The 16,615-nt window shown below is 53.4% G+C and carries 16 protein-coding genes; 10 read left to right on the top strand and 6 right to left on the bottom strand.

Annotation, left to right across the window (positions count from 1 at the left end; translation table 11 throughout):
* Window positions 1–7 precede the first annotated feature (7 nt).
* The 10 genes from ATY27_RS15765 to ATY27_RS15720 all read left to right on the top strand — a co-directional run bounded on the left by ATY27_RS15765 (window position 8) and on the right by ATY27_RS15720 (window position 10,426).
* Window positions 8–574, top strand: a complete 567-nt coding sequence (locus tag ATY27_RS15765) for a polysaccharide biosynthesis/export family protein (RefSeq protein WP_244151334.1) — start codon at window positions 8–10, stop codon at window positions 572–574.
* Window positions 574–2,754, top strand: coding sequence for a polysaccharide biosynthesis tyrosine autokinase (locus tag ATY27_RS15760; protein WP_208931565.1), 2,181 nt, complete (start codon window positions 574–576; stop codon window positions 2,752–2,754). Before ATY27_RS15765 ends, ATY27_RS15760 begins: the two co-directional genes overlap by 1 nt.
* Window positions 2,751–3,488, top strand: a complete 738-nt coding sequence (locus ATY27_RS15755; protein WP_208931564.1) for a CpsB/CapC family capsule biosynthesis tyrosine phosphatase — start codon at window positions 2,751–2,753, stop codon at window positions 3,486–3,488. Before ATY27_RS15760 ends, ATY27_RS15755 begins: the two co-directional genes overlap by 4 nt.
* On the top strand, window positions 3,485–4,186 hold the full coding sequence (locus ATY27_RS15750) for a hypothetical protein (RefSeq protein ID WP_208931563.1): 702 nt from the start codon (window positions 3,485–3,487) through the stop codon (window positions 4,184–4,186). Before ATY27_RS15755 ends, ATY27_RS15750 begins: the two co-directional genes overlap by 4 nt.
* A gap of 10 nt (window positions 4,187–4,196) precedes the next feature.
* Window positions 4,197–4,961 carry a WecB/TagA/CpsF family glycosyltransferase gene (locus ATY27_RS15745; protein ID WP_208931562.1) on the top strand — a complete coding sequence of 255 codons (765 nt, stop codon included), beginning with the start codon at window positions 4,197–4,199 and terminating at the stop codon, window positions 4,959–4,961.
* A 22-nt stretch (window positions 4,962–4,983) separates the two neighbouring features.
* Window positions 4,984–6,084, top strand: coding sequence for a GDP-mannose 4,6-dehydratase (gene gmd, locus ATY27_RS15740; RefSeq protein ID WP_208931561.1), 1,101 nt, complete (start codon window positions 4,984–4,986; stop codon window positions 6,082–6,084).
* A complete protein-coding gene (locus ATY27_RS15735; protein ID WP_208931560.1) occupies window positions 6,074–7,102 on the top strand; it encodes a GDP-L-fucose synthase in 1,029 nt (342 codons plus the stop codon). The genes gmd and ATY27_RS15735 overlap by 11 nt, the downstream gene beginning before the upstream one ends.
* 114 nt (window positions 7,103–7,216) lie before the next feature.
* Entirely contained in the window at window positions 7,217–8,635 is a 1,419-nt protein-coding gene (locus tag ATY27_RS15730) for a mannose-1-phosphate guanylyltransferase/mannose-6-phosphate isomerase (protein WP_208931559.1), read from the top strand.
* 1 nt (window position 8,636) lies between these two features.
* Window positions 8,637–10,007: a phosphomannomutase gene (locus ATY27_RS15725; protein ID WP_208931558.1), complete on the top strand. Its 1,371-nt coding sequence runs from the start codon at window positions 8,637–8,639 to the stop codon at window positions 10,005–10,007.
* Between the two features lie 5 nt (window positions 10,008–10,012).
* Window positions 10,013–10,426 (top strand): 3-phosphoshikimate 1-carboxyvinyltransferase, encoded by a 414-nt coding sequence (locus ATY27_RS15720; RefSeq protein WP_244151333.1) that lies wholly within the window; start codon window positions 10,013–10,015, stop codon window positions 10,424–10,426.
* Window positions 10,427–10,485: 59 nt separating this feature from the next.
* Here ATY27_RS15720 and ttcA read toward each other — a convergent pair whose 3' ends face one another.
* From ttcA to ATY27_RS15690, 6 genes are all read right to left on the bottom strand, one after another.
* Entirely contained in the window at window positions 10,486–11,421 is a 936-nt protein-coding gene (ttcA, locus tag ATY27_RS15715; RefSeq protein WP_208931557.1) for a tRNA 2-thiocytidine(32) synthetase TtcA, read from the bottom strand.
* A 97-nt stretch (window positions 11,422–11,518) separates the two neighbouring features.
* Complete coding sequence (gene uspE, locus ATY27_RS15710) at window positions 11,519–12,439, bottom strand: universal stress protein UspE (RefSeq protein WP_244151332.1); 921 nt, start codon at window positions 12,437–12,439, stop codon at window positions 11,519–11,521.
* 161 nt (window positions 12,440–12,600) lie between these two features.
* Window positions 12,601–13,320, bottom strand: coding sequence for a fumarate/nitrate reduction transcriptional regulator Fnr (gene fnr / locus ATY27_RS15705; protein ID WP_208931556.1), 720 nt, complete (start codon window positions 13,318–13,320; stop codon window positions 12,601–12,603).
* A 36-nt stretch (window positions 13,321–13,356) separates the two neighbouring features.
* Window positions 13,357–14,028, bottom strand: coding sequence for a sulfite exporter TauE/SafE family protein (locus tag ATY27_RS15700; protein ID WP_208931555.1), 672 nt, complete (start codon window positions 14,026–14,028; stop codon window positions 13,357–13,359).
* The gene (ccoS, locus tag ATY27_RS15695; protein ID WP_208931554.1) at window positions 14,018–14,209 is read right to left on the bottom strand and encodes a cbb3-type cytochrome oxidase assembly protein CcoS; all 192 of its coding nucleotides are present in this window, start codon (window positions 14,207–14,209) and stop codon (window positions 14,018–14,020) included. Before ccoS ends, ATY27_RS15700 begins: the two co-directional genes overlap by 11 nt.
* Entirely contained in the window at window positions 14,206–16,599 is a 2,394-nt protein-coding gene (locus ATY27_RS15690) for a heavy metal translocating P-type ATPase (protein ID WP_208931553.1), read from the bottom strand. The genes ccoS and ATY27_RS15690 overlap by 4 nt, the downstream gene beginning before the upstream one ends.
* Between the last annotated feature and the right edge of the window lie 16 nt (window positions 16,600–16,615).

Genomic DNA, 16,615 nt, shown 5'->3' with positions numbered 1-16,615 from the left:
TAAACAGATGTTGGGCAAATGCTTGGGCAGATTTATCGGCAGATTTTTCGCTTTGTCGGTGTTGCTGTGCGCCAGTGTAATGGCACAAACCACTACAGCGTCGGCGTCGCAAAGCGCAGATGATTATGTGTTGGGGCCAGGCGATATCATCAAAATTAAAGTGTTTGGCGAGCCTGAGTTAGATCTGGAAACCCAGCTAACTAACAGCGGTACGTTGAATTACCCGTTTTTGGGTACTATTAAAGTCACCGGCATGACGCTGAAACAAGTGGAACAACATCTGTATCAGGGTCTCAAAGGTGATTATTTTGTCGAGCCCAATGTGTTTGTCGGCATGGTGCAATACCGGCCGTTTTATATTCATGGGGAAGTGAAAAAGCCCGGTGGTTATCCGTATCAGCCGGGGATGACGGTTGATCAGGCTGTCGCGTTAGCCGGTGGCATGACCGAGCGGGCGTCCCGCGAAGACATCATTATCTCGCGGGAAGGCGACAAAGCCACCAAACAAAAAGGCAATCTGAATACCCAAATCAGTGCCGGCGATACCATCACAATTGAACAGAGATTTTTCTGATGGCGATTTCAGCTGAAAATCACGCAGCACCTGATGAAGTGATTGATTTACGTAAATATTTCATGGTGATCAACCGCGCAAAATGGCGGATTTTATTATTGGCAGTGTTGGTCTCAGCGCTGACGGTGTTTGTCGTGCTGAACATGAAACAAATCTACAGCAGCAAAGCCACGTTACTGATTGAATCCCAGCAGGCCAAAGCCGTAAAAATAGATGAAGTGTATGGCATCAATTCAGCACAACAGGAATATTACCTGACGCAGTTTGAGATCCTGAAATCACGTACCATCGCCGAATCGGTGATCGACCGGCTGCAGCTGGCCAGTCATGCCGAATTTGTTGGGCAGCCTGGTTTGCTGGATGACCTGCGCACGTTATTGCCGTTTTTAGCTGCCGGCACGCCGCAGATCTCAGCAGAAGGCCAGGCCGCGCGTGATCGGGAGAAACTGGTGCAGGCTTTTATCGAACGGTTGTCGATAGAACCAGTGCGTAAAACTCAGCTGGTTAGCATTGTGTTTGAAGCACAGGATCCGAAACTGGCGGCTGAAGTCGCCAATGCAATTGGCGAAGCTTATATCGATGGTCAGCTGGCTGCCAAAATGGGCATCACGCAAAAAGCCAGTACCTGGCTGGGTGGACGCTTGGGTGAGCTGCGGTTAAAACTGGACCAATCTGAACAGTCGTTACAAGAATTCCGCTTGCGTGAAGGGTTGGTTGATGTGGCCGGTGTACGCAGTCTTGGCAGTCAGGAACTGGAGCGGTTAGGGGAGCAAATCACCCAGGCCCGGTCGAAAAAAGCCCAGATCGATGGTTTTGTCCGCGTGGTAAAACAATACGGCATCGACCAAATTGAAAAGCTGGAAACCTTGCCGGAAATTACTGCGCATCCGGGTGTACAGAGCGTGAAAATGGAAGCCGTATCGGCCGAACGTAAAGTATCAGAACTCAGCAAAATCTACGGGCCAAAACATCCGAAGTTGCTGGCGGCCAAATCTGAGCTGGCGTCGGTACAGGACAGTCTGCGCGAACAAATCCGTAAACTGTTGTCGGGGATCACTAACGAAGCCGACACCCTGAGTCAGAATCTGAGTTCACTGGAAACCGAAATGCAGCGTGCCAAAGGTCAATATCAGGACCTGAGTGGCAAAGAAGCCGAATATCAGCGTTTACAACGTGAGGTCGAAACTAATCGCCAGTTGTTTGATACTTTTATGGCACGGCAAAAAGAAACCGAAGTTACCGGCGATTTTAACTCGGCCGTAGCCCGTTTTACTGATCGCGCCATGCCAGCAGTAGACCCGATTAAACCAAAACGTAAGCTGATTGTGATCCTGGCATTTGTCGCTGCCATTGGCTTTGGCATCATTGTGGCTTTTGTGATGGAGTCGCTCAATGACACCATCAAAACGACACAGGAAGTGGAAGCCGTACTGCAACAACGGGCACTGGGTGTGGTGCCAAAAATTGCCGGTAAACAGCAACTGGTGACGTTAAACCGCACCTTCTTCTCCACCGATGCGCGTTTGTTCAGCGAATCGATCCGCTCGATCCGGACCAGCCTGTCGTTGCTTGGGCTGGAGCGGCCCATGCAAGTACTGGCAGTGACCTCATCAATCCCGGAAGAGGGCAAATCGACGGTGTCGAGTAATCTGTCTTTTGCCTGCCGTCAGCTTGAAACTGTGTTGCTGATCGATGCGGATATGCGCAAACCGACCATCGCCAAACGTTTTGGTCTGCCGGCGTTTCAACCGGGCCTGGCCAACTATCTGGCCGAAACGGAGACGCTGGAAGATTGTATTGTGCATGATGAACAAAGTGGCATTGACATCATGCCGGCCGGCACAATTCCGCTGAATCCGCTGGAGTTGTTGTCCAGCCCACGCGTAGCAGCGCTGCTGACTGAACTGCGCGGCCGTTATCAGAAAATCATCATCGATACACCGCCGGTGCATGCAGTCAGCGATGCATTAGTGCTGTCGCGCTTATCGGATGCGGTGGTGATGGTGGTGAAAGCCGACAATACCCGCTCTGGTCTGGTGCAGTTGTCGTTGTCAAAACTGATTAACGCCCACGCCCGCGTTGTTGGCGTGGTGCTCAATGATCTCGACCTGAAAAACGCCGAGCGCTACGGCAGCTATGGCTATTACCAATATTATGCGCAGTCACCTGAATCGACATGATTGACCTGCACAGCCATATCCTGCCCGGTATTGATGATGGCGCTGTGGATGCGGGCGAAACGCTGGCGTTGCTGCGTCTCGCCGCTGCGGATGGTATCCGTCGGATGGTGGCGACACCACACATCAATCCGGGGTATTTCGACAATGACCGCGCCACGATCAACACCGCCTTAGCGGTCGCCCGTGCGCTGGTGTTCGAGCATCAAATCCCCATTCAGCTGGCAGCCGCAGCCGAAGTGCGGCTGACCGATCAACTGATGAGTGCGATTGAGCAACAACAGTTGCCGTTTTTGGGCGTGTGGCAAACGCAGCAGGTGCTATTGCTGGAACTGCCGCATAGCCATGTGCCGGCAGGTACCGATAAATTACTGAAATGGCTGGGTAAAAAGCAGATCATTGCGATGATTGCCCATCCGGAACGCAACCGTGAAATTCAGGCCAATCCCCAATTATTGCAACGCCTGCAAAGCGCCGGCTGTTTATTCCAGCTGACCGCCAGCTCATTGCTCGGTGATTTGGGCGACCGGCACCAACAATGTGCTGAACTGCTGGTGCGCCAGCGCATCTATCAGGTGATGGCCAGCGATTGTCATAATCTGCAGCGGCGTCCGCCCAAATTACAGCAGGCGCGGCAACAACTGGCGCGGCTGACTGATGACCAATACGCCGCGGCAATGGTAACTGAGCATCCGGCCCTCATTACGGCAAGTCTCGATTTTGGCGGTATGCAATGAGTCCATTGTTGCGTCGTCGCATCTTATTAACGGTGTTAGTGCTGCCACTGGCGGCTTTGATGTGGTTAGCGGGACAGGCTGGGATCGCCAGCCTGTATTATTTCCAGGCAGCATTTGCACTTGATCAGTGGCAACAACAACCGCCTTTAGCTGAAGATTATCAGCAGGCTGCAACAGCGATCAGTCAGGCCACCACGCTGCAGCCGGGCAATCCGCATTATTTACTGATGCAGGCCAAAATTAACGAATGGGGCTGGCACAGTGGTTACCTCAATACGGAGGCACTGGTTGGCAACGAAGCCTTGTACCAACAAGCGATCGCACTTCGGCCTAACTGGCCGGTCGCTTATGCCGACTATGGTTATTTCCTCGGTTTTACCCAGTTCCGGCTGACCGATGCCTGGGCGCAGATGACGTTGGCGCGTCAACACGGTGCTTATCTACCACAAGTACAGCAGAAGTTTTTAACGCTGAGTTTTCAATACTGGTCTTATTGGTCGGCAGGGCAAAAAGCAGAGATTTTCAGGTATTTACAGCAAACATTGTTTGGTCATCTGAGTGGGCAGGCGATAGCTCTGGTCCGGCAATTTAAGCTGGAGCGCCAGTCTTGTCTGTATTTGCGCCGGCGCGCAGCAACAGAACCACAGTGGCCACAGGTCGAACGCCAGTTGTGTACTGAGGCGAGTCCGGCACCATGACGGGGCCGCGATGACAGGGCAGTTCAGCACAGGTCTGGTGCTGCACAGTCAGGTGCGGGCACAGTCCATGCCGTCGTTGCTCAGCGAACTGGTGAGCCGGGCAAAACGTCGCTTACCGACCCGGCTGTATTTAGCCAATGTGCATATGTTGATGGAAGCTGTTGACGATGCCGCTTTTGCCGCAGTGTTGGCCCGCAGCGATTTTGTGCTGGCGGACGGCAAACCGCTGTGTTGGTGGCAACGACTGGTTAATGGCATCAATTGTCCGCAGCTGCGGGGTATCGATTTGGTGTTATCGTTATGCCGTCGTGCCGCTGCGGAAGGCTTGAGGGTCGGCATTTATGGCGGTCATTCTCAGGCTGATTTGCAGGTTGCAGTGAAACGGCTGCAACAACTGGTACCGGGTTTGCTGGTTTGTTATCAGCATGCGCCAGCGTGGCAACCACGGCCAGCCAGTGCCGAACCACAGCAACTGCAGCTGATGCTGCAAGCAGAGCTGGACATTATCCTGGTGGCGCTGGGGTGTCCCAAACAAGAAATCTGGATCGATCAGTACAGTGCGCAGTTGCCGCCGTTGCAGCTTGGCATCGGGGCGGTGATCGATTTTCTCAGCGGCCGCCGGCAGCAGGCACCACGTTGGGTGCAACGGCTGGCACTGGAATGGTTGTTTCGCTGGTTACAGGAACCACGGCGGCTGGCGCCCCGATACCTGAAACATAATCCGCGGTTTTTAATCAGTTTGTGCCGGGCCTGGTGGCAGCAACGCAGCCGGTGATTGAGTGTCTGGAGACTAGTGTTTGAACACAAAAGTGGCGTTTATTACCGGGATCACCGGACAAGATGGTTCTTATTTAGCAGAGTTGTTACTTGCTAAAGGTTATCAGGTGCACGGTCTGAAACGGCGGGCGTCGTCACTGAATACCAGTCGGATTGACCATATTTATCAGGATCCACATCAGCAGGACCGGCCATTGTTCCTGCATTATGGTGATATGACCGATAGCTTTGCTTTGTGCGGGTTGCTACAAAAAATTCAGCCTGACGAGATCTACCATCTGGCCGCGCAAAGCCATGTCGCTGTGTCGTTTGAAGCGGCTGAATACACCGCCAATGTGGTGGCACTCGGCACGATCCGCTTGTTAGAGGCGGTGCGTTTGTCCGGCCTGACCTGTCGGTTTTTTCAGGCGGCGACGTCAGAAATGTATGGCAATGTCACGAGCGCAGTGCAAAACGAAGATACGCCATTCCGGCCCTGTTCGCCTTATGCGATCGCCAAAGTCGGCGCGTACTGGACTACAGTCAATTACCGCGAAGCTTATGGCTTGTTCGCCGTCAACGGCATTATGTTTAACCATGAATCACCACGACGTGGTGAGACTTTTGTGACCCGTAAAATTACCCGGGCCATAGCAGCGATTGCCTTGGGTCAACAACAATGCCTGTATCTGGGCAATCTGGACGCCCGGCGTGACTGGGGTTTTGCCGCCGATTATATGGACGCAGCCTGGCGCATGTTACAGCAGGCCACACCAGCTGATTATGTGATTGCGACCGGCGTGCAGCATACGGTGCGCGAATTTTTGCAGTGTTGCGCGGCCAACCTCGGTATCAGCCTGAGTTTTAGTGGCACTGGCCTGGCGGAGATCGCCACAGTACAGCATTGTGATCCGTTGCGCACACCGGGATTAAAGCCCGGCACTGTGATCCTTCGCGTCGACCCGCGCTATCTGCGCCCAAGTGAAGTGCCGTCGTTATGCGGCGATGCAACGCGGGCCAGAGCAGCGCTGCACTGGCAACCCGAGACTGACTTTTCGGCACTGTGCCAGATGATGATGGAACATGACCTGATTCAGGCGCGACGTCAGGCCTTACTGGAGGCCAATGGTTATGCCCGCTGAAGTAGTATCTGCCAGCCCTGATGGCCAAAAACCAATCCGGGTGTTTATCGCTGGTCATCAGGGTATGGTCGGGCAGGCATTGTATCGCGAGTTCAGCCAGGCGTCCGATCGACCAGCTAAATATCAGCTGATCACCGCAGGGCGCAGCACGCTGGATTTAACCCGGCAGGCAGACGTTGAGGCTTTTATCCGGCAGCAACAACCAGACTGGATCCTGGTGGCGGCGGCACGGGTTGGTGGCATTGCGGCCAATCAACAATATCCGGCCGAATTTATTCTGCAGAACCTGCAAATTGCTGCCAATTTAGTGGCGGCCGCCCAGCAGAGTGGTGTCTGCCGTTTGTTGTATCTGGGTTCGAGCTGCATTTATCCGAAGTTTGCCGACCAGCCGATCAGCGAAAACGCGCTGTTAAGCGGCGTGCTGGAGCCAACAAATGACGCGTACGCCATCGCAAAAATTGCAGGTCTAAAGCTATGCAGCAGTTTTCACCGTCAGTATGGCGCCGATTTTCGTGCGCTGATGCCAACCAATTTGTATGGGCCCGGCGATAATTTTGATTTAGAGCAGGCACATGTGATCCCGGCTTTAATGCGTCGGATGCAGTTGGCGAAAGATACGCAGAGCCCCATGCAAATTTGGGGCTCCGGCATGGCACTGCGCGAGTTTTTGCATGTCGACGATCTGGCTAAAGCATGCCGCCTGGTGATGGAGCTGCCCGCTGACGTTTATTGGCAGACCTGTGCCGATACACCGGGTTTCCTCAATGTCGGCAGTGGCGAAGAAATTAGTATTGCAACGCTGGCGTCGCTACTGCGTGACATTATCGGCTATCCTCAGGCGCTGAGCTTTGACACGGGCCGGCCCGATGGCACGCCACGCAAACTGGTCGATAGCAGCCGCTTGCGCCAGCTGGGCTGGGCCCCACAGATTTCGTTAACAGCAGGTCTGACCCAGACTTGGCGCTGGTATCAACAACATCAGCAGCAGCTGCGTGGCGCTGCCAATCGTGGGCGTTGAATACAACATAAATGTGTTCAGCAATGCTGGCCAGCCGCAGACTGAGCCGCAATTGACAGCGGCGCAGTGCTCCATCAGACTAACCCAAATCAGTGATTTGACAGGATTTCAGTAATGTTCACACCCGTAATTATGGCCGGTGGCTCAGGCACAAGGTTATGGCCACTTTCCCGTGGTAATTATCCGAAGCAATTTTTGGCGCTGACCGGTGACACTACCATGTTGCAGAAGACCTTGTTGCGGCTTAAAGGTCTGGCGCATCAGGCGCCTTTGCTGATCTGTAACGAAGACCACCGCTTTATTGCCGCCGAGCAGGTGCGTCAGCTGGGTGTGCAGGGTGCATCGATTCTGCTGGAACCGGTTGGGCGCAATACAGCGCCGGCGATTGCACTGGCCGCGTTGCAGGCAGTCGCGACAATGCCGGATGCAGTGTTACTGGTGCTGGCGGCAGATCATGTCATTGACGATGAAGCGGCGTTCCGTGCTGCGGTCCAGCAAGCCGAACCACTGGCTGCGGCAGGCAAATTGGTCACTTTTGGTATAGTGCCGACGGCGCCGGAAACGGGTTATGGTTATATCCGCCGTGGGGTAGCCTCTGGTCTTGGTTTTCAGGTCGATGCTTTTGTCGAAAAACCTAATCTGGCGACGGCTGAACAGTACCTGCAAAGCGGCGACTATTACTGGAACAGCGGGATGTTTATGTTCCGCGCCGACCGCTACCTAAAGTTGTTAGATCAATATCAGCCAGCGATGCTGGCGGCTTGTCAGGCAGCGATGGCTGAACTGAGCCCGGATTTGGATTTTGTCCGGGTGAAAAAGGCCGCATTTGAAGCCTGTCCGGATAATTCTATCGATTATGCCATCATGGAGCCATTAAGCCGGGACGAACCGGCCAGTGTGGTGGTATTGCCTCTAGCGGCCGGCTGGAATGATGTTGGTGGTTTTGCGGCATTATGGCAGGTTAGCGCCAAAGATCTGCACGGGAGTGTGCATCATGGCGACGTGTGGTCGCATAACAGCCAAAACTGCTATGTGCGAACGGAACAACAGCTTGTCGCCACTGTAGGCGTGCAGGATTTAGTCGTGATCAGCACCAAAGATGCGGTATTGGTGGCGCACAAAGATCAGGCACAAGACGTTAAACATATCGTTGCACAGCTTAAAGCCAAGCAACGGCCCGAAGTTACTTTTCATCGTGAAGTGTATCGGCCCTGGGGTAAATACGATTCAGTTGACCACGGTGAACGCTTCCAGGTAAAACGCATTACGGTGAAACCCGGCGCGAAATTATCGGTGCAGATGCATCATCACCGCGCTGAGCATTGGATTGTCGTATCCGGGACCGCCAAAGTGACTATCGATGGTCAGGATCAATACCTGACGGAAAACCAGTCCGTCTATATCCCGATCACTGCCGTGCATGCGCTGGAGAACCCGGGCAAGGTTGAGCTGGAACTGATTGAAGTTCAATCTGGTTCGTACCTTGGCGAAGATGACATTGTGCGGTTTGAAGACCGTTATGGGCGGGCCTGAGATGTACCGGAAAATTAGTTGCGTCAAAGCTTATGACATCCGCGGCCGACTTGGTGATGAACTGGATGAAGATGTTGCTTACCGGATCGGCCGCGCTTTTGGGCAATATCAACAGGCTAAAACAGTTGTTGTCGGCGGCGACGTGCGCGCAACCTCAGAAAGCCTGAAGCTGGCATTGGCGAATGGTTTGATGGATGCCGGCGTCGATGTCATTGATATCGGCATGACCGGTACCGAAGAAGTCTATTTTGCTACTTTTCATTTAGGCGTCTGTGGCGGCATCGAAGTCACGGCCAGCCATAATCCACTCGATTACAACGGCATGAAGCTGGTACAACAAGGTGCCAGACCGATCAGCGGTGATAGTGGTTTATTTGACATCAAAGCCCTTGCCGAACAAGGCGATTTTGTCGCCGTTGCCACTCGTGGCAGCTACCGGCAGCAGTCAGTGCTGGCCGATTTTGTCACGCATCTGCTTGGTTACATTCGTCCGTCACTGTTTAAGCCGATGAAAGTTGTGGTGAATTCGGGCAATGGCGCCGCCGGCCATGTTATTGATGAGCTCGAAAGTCGCTGTGCAGCATTAGGCTTGCCGCTGCAGTTTATCAAAGTCCATCACGAGCCGGATGCGACTTTCCCAAATGGTATTCCCAACCCATTGTTGCCGGAAAACCGCGCCGATACCTCAAAAGCGGTGTTGGCGCATCAGGCTGATTTTGGCGTAGCCTGGGATGGCGACTTTGACCGTTGTTTCCTGTTTGATGAGCAGGGGCAGTTTATCGAAGGTTATTACATTGTCGGTTTGTTGGCCGAAGCGTTTTTACAGCAGCACGCCGGGGCCCGTATTATTCACGACCCGCGCTTAACCTGGAATACCATCGATTTAGTCACGCAGGCGGGCGGTGAAGCCATTCAGTCCAAAACCGGCCACGCCTTTATCAAAGAGCGGATGCGGCTGGAAGATGCGGTCTATGGCGGTGAGATGAGTGCGCATCATTATTTCCGTGATTTTGCTTACTGTGACAGTGGCATGATCCCGTGGTTGCTGGTGGCGGAGCTAATGTGCGTCAAGCAAAAGCCGTTGTCAGCGTTAGTCGCTGAGCGCATCGCCGCCTTCCCATCCAGTGGTGAAATCAACTTCACTATTGCCGAGCCTAAAGCCAAATTAGCGGAAATTCTGGCGTTGTATCAGCCATCCGCCGACAAGCTTGATACCACCGACGGGATTAGCCTGGAGTTTGCTGACTGGCGTTTTAATCTGCGTAGTTCCAATACAGAGCCGCTGGTAAGGCTCAATGTAGAAAGCCGCGGTGATATCGCGCTGATGCAGGCGAAAACGGCGGAGTTGTCCGCTTTATTGCAGCAAGGCTGATTGATATGACTGCAGCATCTCCCGACGACATCCGCCAGGATCCGGCCATACAGAAACTGCTGGAACGGATGCCTGAGGATGTGCAGCAGAGTTTTACCGAAGCCCAGCTGAGCTATCTGCGCGTCGCGTTAGGCGCGCGGCAGTGGGGCAAACACCGGCTGGATTTACGCGGTACTGTCGGCCTGGGGCGCTGGCGTTATTATTATGTGCTGGTGGCCGGGCGTAACCATCGCGGTGATCCGCGCCATGGTCAGCTCAGCCGGCTGATGCAAAGTGTCGTGATCAGTGTGTTTTTGTTGGCAGCAGGCCTGATTGGTTTGTTGCTGCTGTACCTGCTGAAATCGGCGCTGGGGATTGATTTATTCGACGACTATTCGTTTGGCATCTGGCATTGGTTTAAAGCGTTGTTTGCCGGCTGATAGCCGTGTCATCCTGAAGCGCAGGGTAGCCGCTGCGCTTCAGTCTGATATCCGCCAGGTCAGAGGCTAATCTCGAGCCGTTGCACCACCACGCCATTCTGCGGTTCTTCTTCATCGTCTTCTGCCAATAAGCCGACCGGCTTTGCCGGTACTGCTTCTTTGTCAAAGGCGGTGTCTCCGGCAAATTCGCCCGCGCGGGCTTTACTGACGGCGGCAAAATCAAACAGATGTTTATCGACCATATGTGATGGCACAATGTTTTGCATGGCCTGGAACATGGTTTCAATCCGGCCCGGGAAGCGTTTATCCCAGTCCTGCAGCATTTCTTTCACCACCTGACGCTGCAAGCCATCCTGCGAGCCACACAGATTGCACGGAATAATCGGGAATTCACGGGCGGTGGCGTATTTTTCGATGTCTTTTTCGCGGCAGTAAGCCAGCGGCCGGATCACGATATGTTCGCCATTGTCGCTGATTAGCTTCGGTGGCATCGATTTCATTTTGCCGCCGTAGAACATGTTCAGAAACATCGTTTCAATCATGTCGTCCCGGTGGTGACCCAGCGCGATTTTGGTGGCGCCCAGCTCTTTGGCGGTGCGATATAAAATGCCGCGGCGTAACCGGCTGCACAACGAGCAGGTGGTTTTGCCTTCGGGGATTTTTTCTTTGACAATCGAGTAGGTGTCTTCAGTGACAATCTGATAATCCACGCCGATGCCATCTAAGTAGTTGGGCAACACGTGTGCCGGAAAGCCAGGTTGTTTCTGGTCCAGATTGACTGCCACGATGCTGAAGTTGATCGGTGCGGATTGTTGCAGATTCAGCAAAATGTCCAGCAAGGTATAACTGTCTTTGCCGCCAGACAGGCAGACCATGATTTTGTCGCCTTCTTCGATCATGCCAAAATCAGCAATGGCCTGGCCGACGCCCCGACGCAGTCTTTTATGCAGTTTATTCAGATTGTATTGCGCTTTGGCTTCAGCGGAGTGTGACATGATGCTACCCAGACAGTAAAAAAGGCGCACATTATAGCGGATCACGCCCGCTTGCCAATTCCAATTCTTGGTTACGGGCGTGGAACATCAGCTGTGATCAGACCGGCGCGTCCGGTTTCAGAGCCAGCACATCGCAATCGAGCCGGTCAATCACGTGTTCGGCGGTATTGCCAATAATGGCCGCTGACAAACCGGTGCGACCAATAGTGCCGATAATCACCATCTCGGCGTCGAGTTCTTTCGCCACCCGTGGGATCACATCTTCCGGCATGCCTTCCCGGACATGCACGGCTTCACTGGTCAGATCAAACTGGCCCGCCAGCGCATTGGCAGCATCCACATGGTGATGGCGCATGCTGTCGTTGTATTCAACCGGATTAAACTCCGGGATCTCAATTGCCACATGAATAGGCGTGCCCGGGTAAGCGTTGACCAGATGTACTTTGGCGTGCAGCATCGCGGCCATCGCCTGGGCCTGGCGAATAATGATGTGATTCAGTGCCTTATGATGGGGTTTTTCACTACCGGCATTGACCGCCGCCAGAATATTGCCTTGCGCCGGCCAGGCATGTTCTTTGACCAGTAACACCGGGCAGGGGCATTTACGCAGGATGTGCCAGTCGGTTGGGGTAAAGATCATCGATTTAAGCACATCGTGGTCATGGGTACCTTTAATCACCAAATCATAGCCATGTTCGGTGACGGTCTGCACTATGGCCTCAAACGGGCGGTTGTGCCAGACCACTTTGGCACTGCAGGTAATGCCTTTGGAGCGGGCGGGGTGCAATAACTCCTGGATCCAAATCTCGCGGTCAGTGATCACAGCCTGGCGCATCGATTCGCGCTCTTCACCGGATAACATGGTGGTCATTTCATAAGAGAAATCGTAGATGGATAAAAAAGCAGTGAGTTTACATGCGGTGTGTTCGGCCAGTTCTATGGCCCTTGCCAGCGCTTTTTGCTGGTCCGTACTGGGATCAAGCACCACCAGCACATCCTGATATGTCGCCATCATCATTCTCCTTTGCAGTCACAGGTACAGAATCAGTGTAGCTAAGTTAAATCGCTTCGTGCTTTGGCATGTTGTGTTGGATCAAGCAAGTGCCGATTGGTTCCCTGGCGTTTGCCTGGACATAAAAAAACCGCCGGAAGGCGGTTTTGTCTGTGCATAGCGCTAAATCAGCGGCCGATTTGCGCCATACCCGCAACCCGACTTAATTCTTCAAAATTCGCAATGGTGATCAGTTTACCATCGACGTGGATTAACTCGTCTTTGTGGAAGCGCCCCAGCAGGCGACTGATGGTTTCGACGGTTAAACCCAGATAGTTGCCGATCTCACCTCGGGTCATGGTCAGGCGAAATTCTTTGCGCGAAAAACCGCGGCTGCCAAAGCGTTGTGCCAGATTGGTTAAAAAGGCGGCCAGTTTTTCTTCAGCAGTTTTGCGGTTCAGCAATAACATCATCTGCTGGTCACCGTGGATATCCTGACTCATCAGACGCATCAGTTGCTGGCGCAGTTTCGGTACCTGGTCTAACAAATGATCGAGGTTATTAAACGGGATCTCACAGACCATGGCGGTTTCCAGCGCCTGCGCGTAGCTTGGGTGTTGCTGATCACCAATGGCGTCAAAGCCAATCACGTCGCCCGGCAAATGGAAACCGGTGATTTGTTCTTCACCCTGTTCGGACAAAGTGTAGGTTTTAAAAGAACCGGTGCGTACTGCGTACAGTGCCTGTAACGGTTTACCGGCTTCGAATAAATGGTCGCCTTTGTGTGACGGCCGCTTACGCTGGATGATTTGATCAAGCTTATCCAGCTCTGAGTCATTTAGGGTGAATGGCAGACACAGCTGGCTGAAGCCACAGTGCTGGCAGTTGATACTTGAAGGTGAACTCATCGCAGGTTTCCAAACTCCATCCAAAGTATGCCCAGCTTAAAAAACCAGAGCCCGAAGTGCAAGGTAAATTGTCTGTAACGCATAAGCAGCTAACACCGCTGCCAGACCATATCGCACCCATTGCTGTTGTTGTAATTGCCGCAGCGCGTCGGCAGTCTGACCCGCCAATAACACCGCAGGCAAAGTACCCAGACCAAACAGTGCCATCCACAATGCGCCCTGTGTGGCGCTACCACTGCCGAGGCTCCAGCTCAGTGCGGAATAAACCAGACCACAAGGCAGATAACCCCAACACAGGCCATAGGCATAAGCTTTAACAGCTGAATCCAGCGGTAACAACCTCTGGCTGATTGGTTGGACCCGGCGCCAAAGCATTTGTCCTGCGCGTTCCAGTTTCAGCAAGCCAAACCATAACCGGCTGATATACAGCGCCATCGCTAATAACATCAAACCTGCCAATAGTTGCAGCCACTGCGGCATCAGGCCGCTACTGCCAACCATGGTTGCACCGATGCCGCCAAATAAGGCGCCGGTCAGTGCATAACTGCTGATCCGGCCAAGCCCCAGCATCAGTTGCAGCCAGCCCCGGCGAGTCCGTGATGGCGGCATCAGCATCTGCAGCGCACCGGCCATGCCGCCACACATCAGCAGACAATGCGCACTGCCAAACAGGCCAACAAAAAAAGCGGCGAAAATATCAGGGCTCACGGGATGATGACGTGCTGTCGGCTGGTGGCGTTGAAGAAGCAGGCTTTTCGTTAAACAGAATACTGAAACCTTCTTTATCCAGGTCGTCAAACTGTTTAGAGCGTACCGCCCAAAAGAACACCGCAATGCCAATCATCACAAAGATGATAGCAATCGGGATCAACACATAGATGATACTCATGCTTTGAGCAACCGTAATGAATTAGAGACCACTAACAATGAACTGCAGGACATGCCGATCACCGCGACATAAGGCGAGACAAAACCGCAGACCGCCAATGGGATAATAACCAGATTGTATCCGGCTGCCCACCACAGATTTTGCCGCACCACGCGATGGGCGCGACGCGCACCGTCAATCAGGGTTTGCAGCTGTTGCAGGTCATTATGCAGCAATACGACGTCGGCCTGGTTCTTTGACAATTCAGTACCGCTGTCGAGCGCAACGGACACATGCGCAGCATGGAAACAAGGACTGTCGTTGATGCCATCGCCGACCATCACCACCGTTTCACCGGCTTGCACCGACTGCTGAATGGCGCTGACTTTTTGCTCTGGACTGCAGCCTTGCCACAATTCATCAATATGCAGCTGCTGCGCGACAGCAGGAGCTGCGGCAGATCCATCACCGGTCAGGATGGCTAGCTTTAACTGACGTTGTAGCAGCGCAGGGATCAGCGTCGTGACTTCAGGCCTGAGTTGGTCAGCCAGCTGCACAGTCGCAGCTAACTCGCCGTTGATGGTGAAACAAACCTGCGTTCCAGCCAGACGTGGGTCTTGCACATCCAGCCCACAGAAATCCGGCCGGCCAATACGGAGTTGTTGCTGCTGATACACGCCTGCCAATCCGGCACCAACACTGAGGCTGACCTGCTCCAGTGGCAACGCTTGCACAAAGTACGGGCTAAAAGCCCGGGCGATCGGATGCTCAGATTGTTGCTCCAGATTGGCCATCAGATTCAGCAATTGTATTTTGTCAAAGCGTGGCGTGAAGATTTGCACATCGGTCAGGCTAAACCGGCCTTGTGTCAGCGTGCCGGTTTTGTCGAAGAAAATCTTACTGAGTTTTGGCAGCACATCCAGCACATGCTGGTTCTTAATCAGAATGCCTTTGCGGTTCAGCTGGGCCAGCGCACAGGTTACTGCCGTCGGTGTGGCGAGACTTAACGCGCAAGGGCAGGTGGCAACCAGCACAGATAAAGTCACCCAGAATGCGCGATCAGCGTCGATCCAGAAATACCAGGCACAGAAGGTACCGGTGGCAATTACCAGCAGACGCTGCACGAAAAAACGCGCGATGCGGTCGGTTTTTTCCAGAATGGCCGGTTTCTGATGTAGCGTTTGTTGCTGCAATGCAATAATTTGGCCGAGGCGGGACTCAGTCAGAGCGCTTCGGACCTGCACCACCAGAATGCCGTCGTGGTTCATACTACCGGCCAGTACCAAATCACCGGCTTGTTTGCTGATGGCTTTGTATTCGCCGGTTAACATTGATTCATCAACAGAGCTGACGCCGCTTTCGACCAGACCGTCGGCAGGAATGGTCTCACCGGCTTTTACCAGAATATGGTCGCCGCTTTGTAACCGTCTGGCTGATGTGGCAGTGCCATTTTCGCCGTCCCATAAGGTCGCACTGACAGGCATCACTTTAAGCAAATTACTGGTGGCGTCACGCGCTTGTTTGCGGGCGCGGAATTCAAAAAATTTGCCGAGCTGTAACAGAAACACGAACATACAAACGGATTCAAAATAGACTTCGCCAGTATCAAAGATGGTGGCGTATAACGAGGCGATAAAGGTGTAATACAGTGCCAATGTGATCGGTACATCCATATTCAGCTGACGGGCCTTTAATGCGCGCCAGGCGCTGCTGCTAAAGGGCAGGGCCGCATACGCCATCACAGGCAGGGTTAACAACAGGCTAACCCAGCGCAGATAGCCTTCGTATTGCGCCTCTATGCCGCTGAATTCACCAAAATACAGCCCAAACGCCAGCATCATCACTTGCATCGTCATAATGCCGGATACGGCGAGGCGTTTCAGATAGGCATTTAATTCCTGCTGGAAGTGTTGTTCTTCGACATCAGCCACAAATGGGCTGGCCTGATAACCCAGCTCGTTGATTTGATTCAAGACTTCACTCAACGGGGCCGCTTTTGCATCCCAGATCAGTTCACAACGGGCTGTGCCTGAGTTGACACTGACGCGCCGAACGGCGCTGTTTTGCTGCAGTTGACGTTCAATCAGCCAGGCGCAGGCTGCACAGCTCATGCCATTGATTGACAGCTCAATGCGCTGGGCATCACCGATTTGTTGGGTCAGATCCTGCAATACTTCGGCACTGTCGTAGCTAAGGAGTTGTGCTTTAAGTTCGGCCGGCACCGCATTGGCTTTGCTGGCGGCTTTGCTGCGGAATTTATAGTAGTCGCTGAGACCTTGCGTCACGATGGTTTCGGCGACGGCCTGACAGCCGGCACAACAAAAAATTTGCGACTCACCCAGCACTTCGCAGCGAAAATCGGTACTTGACGGGACAGGTTCGTGGCAATGAAAACAGCAGAGTTGCAACATGGGGCAGTTTGAGGCC

The sequence above is a fragment of the Rheinheimera sp. F8 genome (assembly GCF_001518915.1).
The sequence above is the reverse complement of the archived record's forward strand: the minus strand, read 5'-3'. Positions and strand labels throughout refer to the sequence as shown.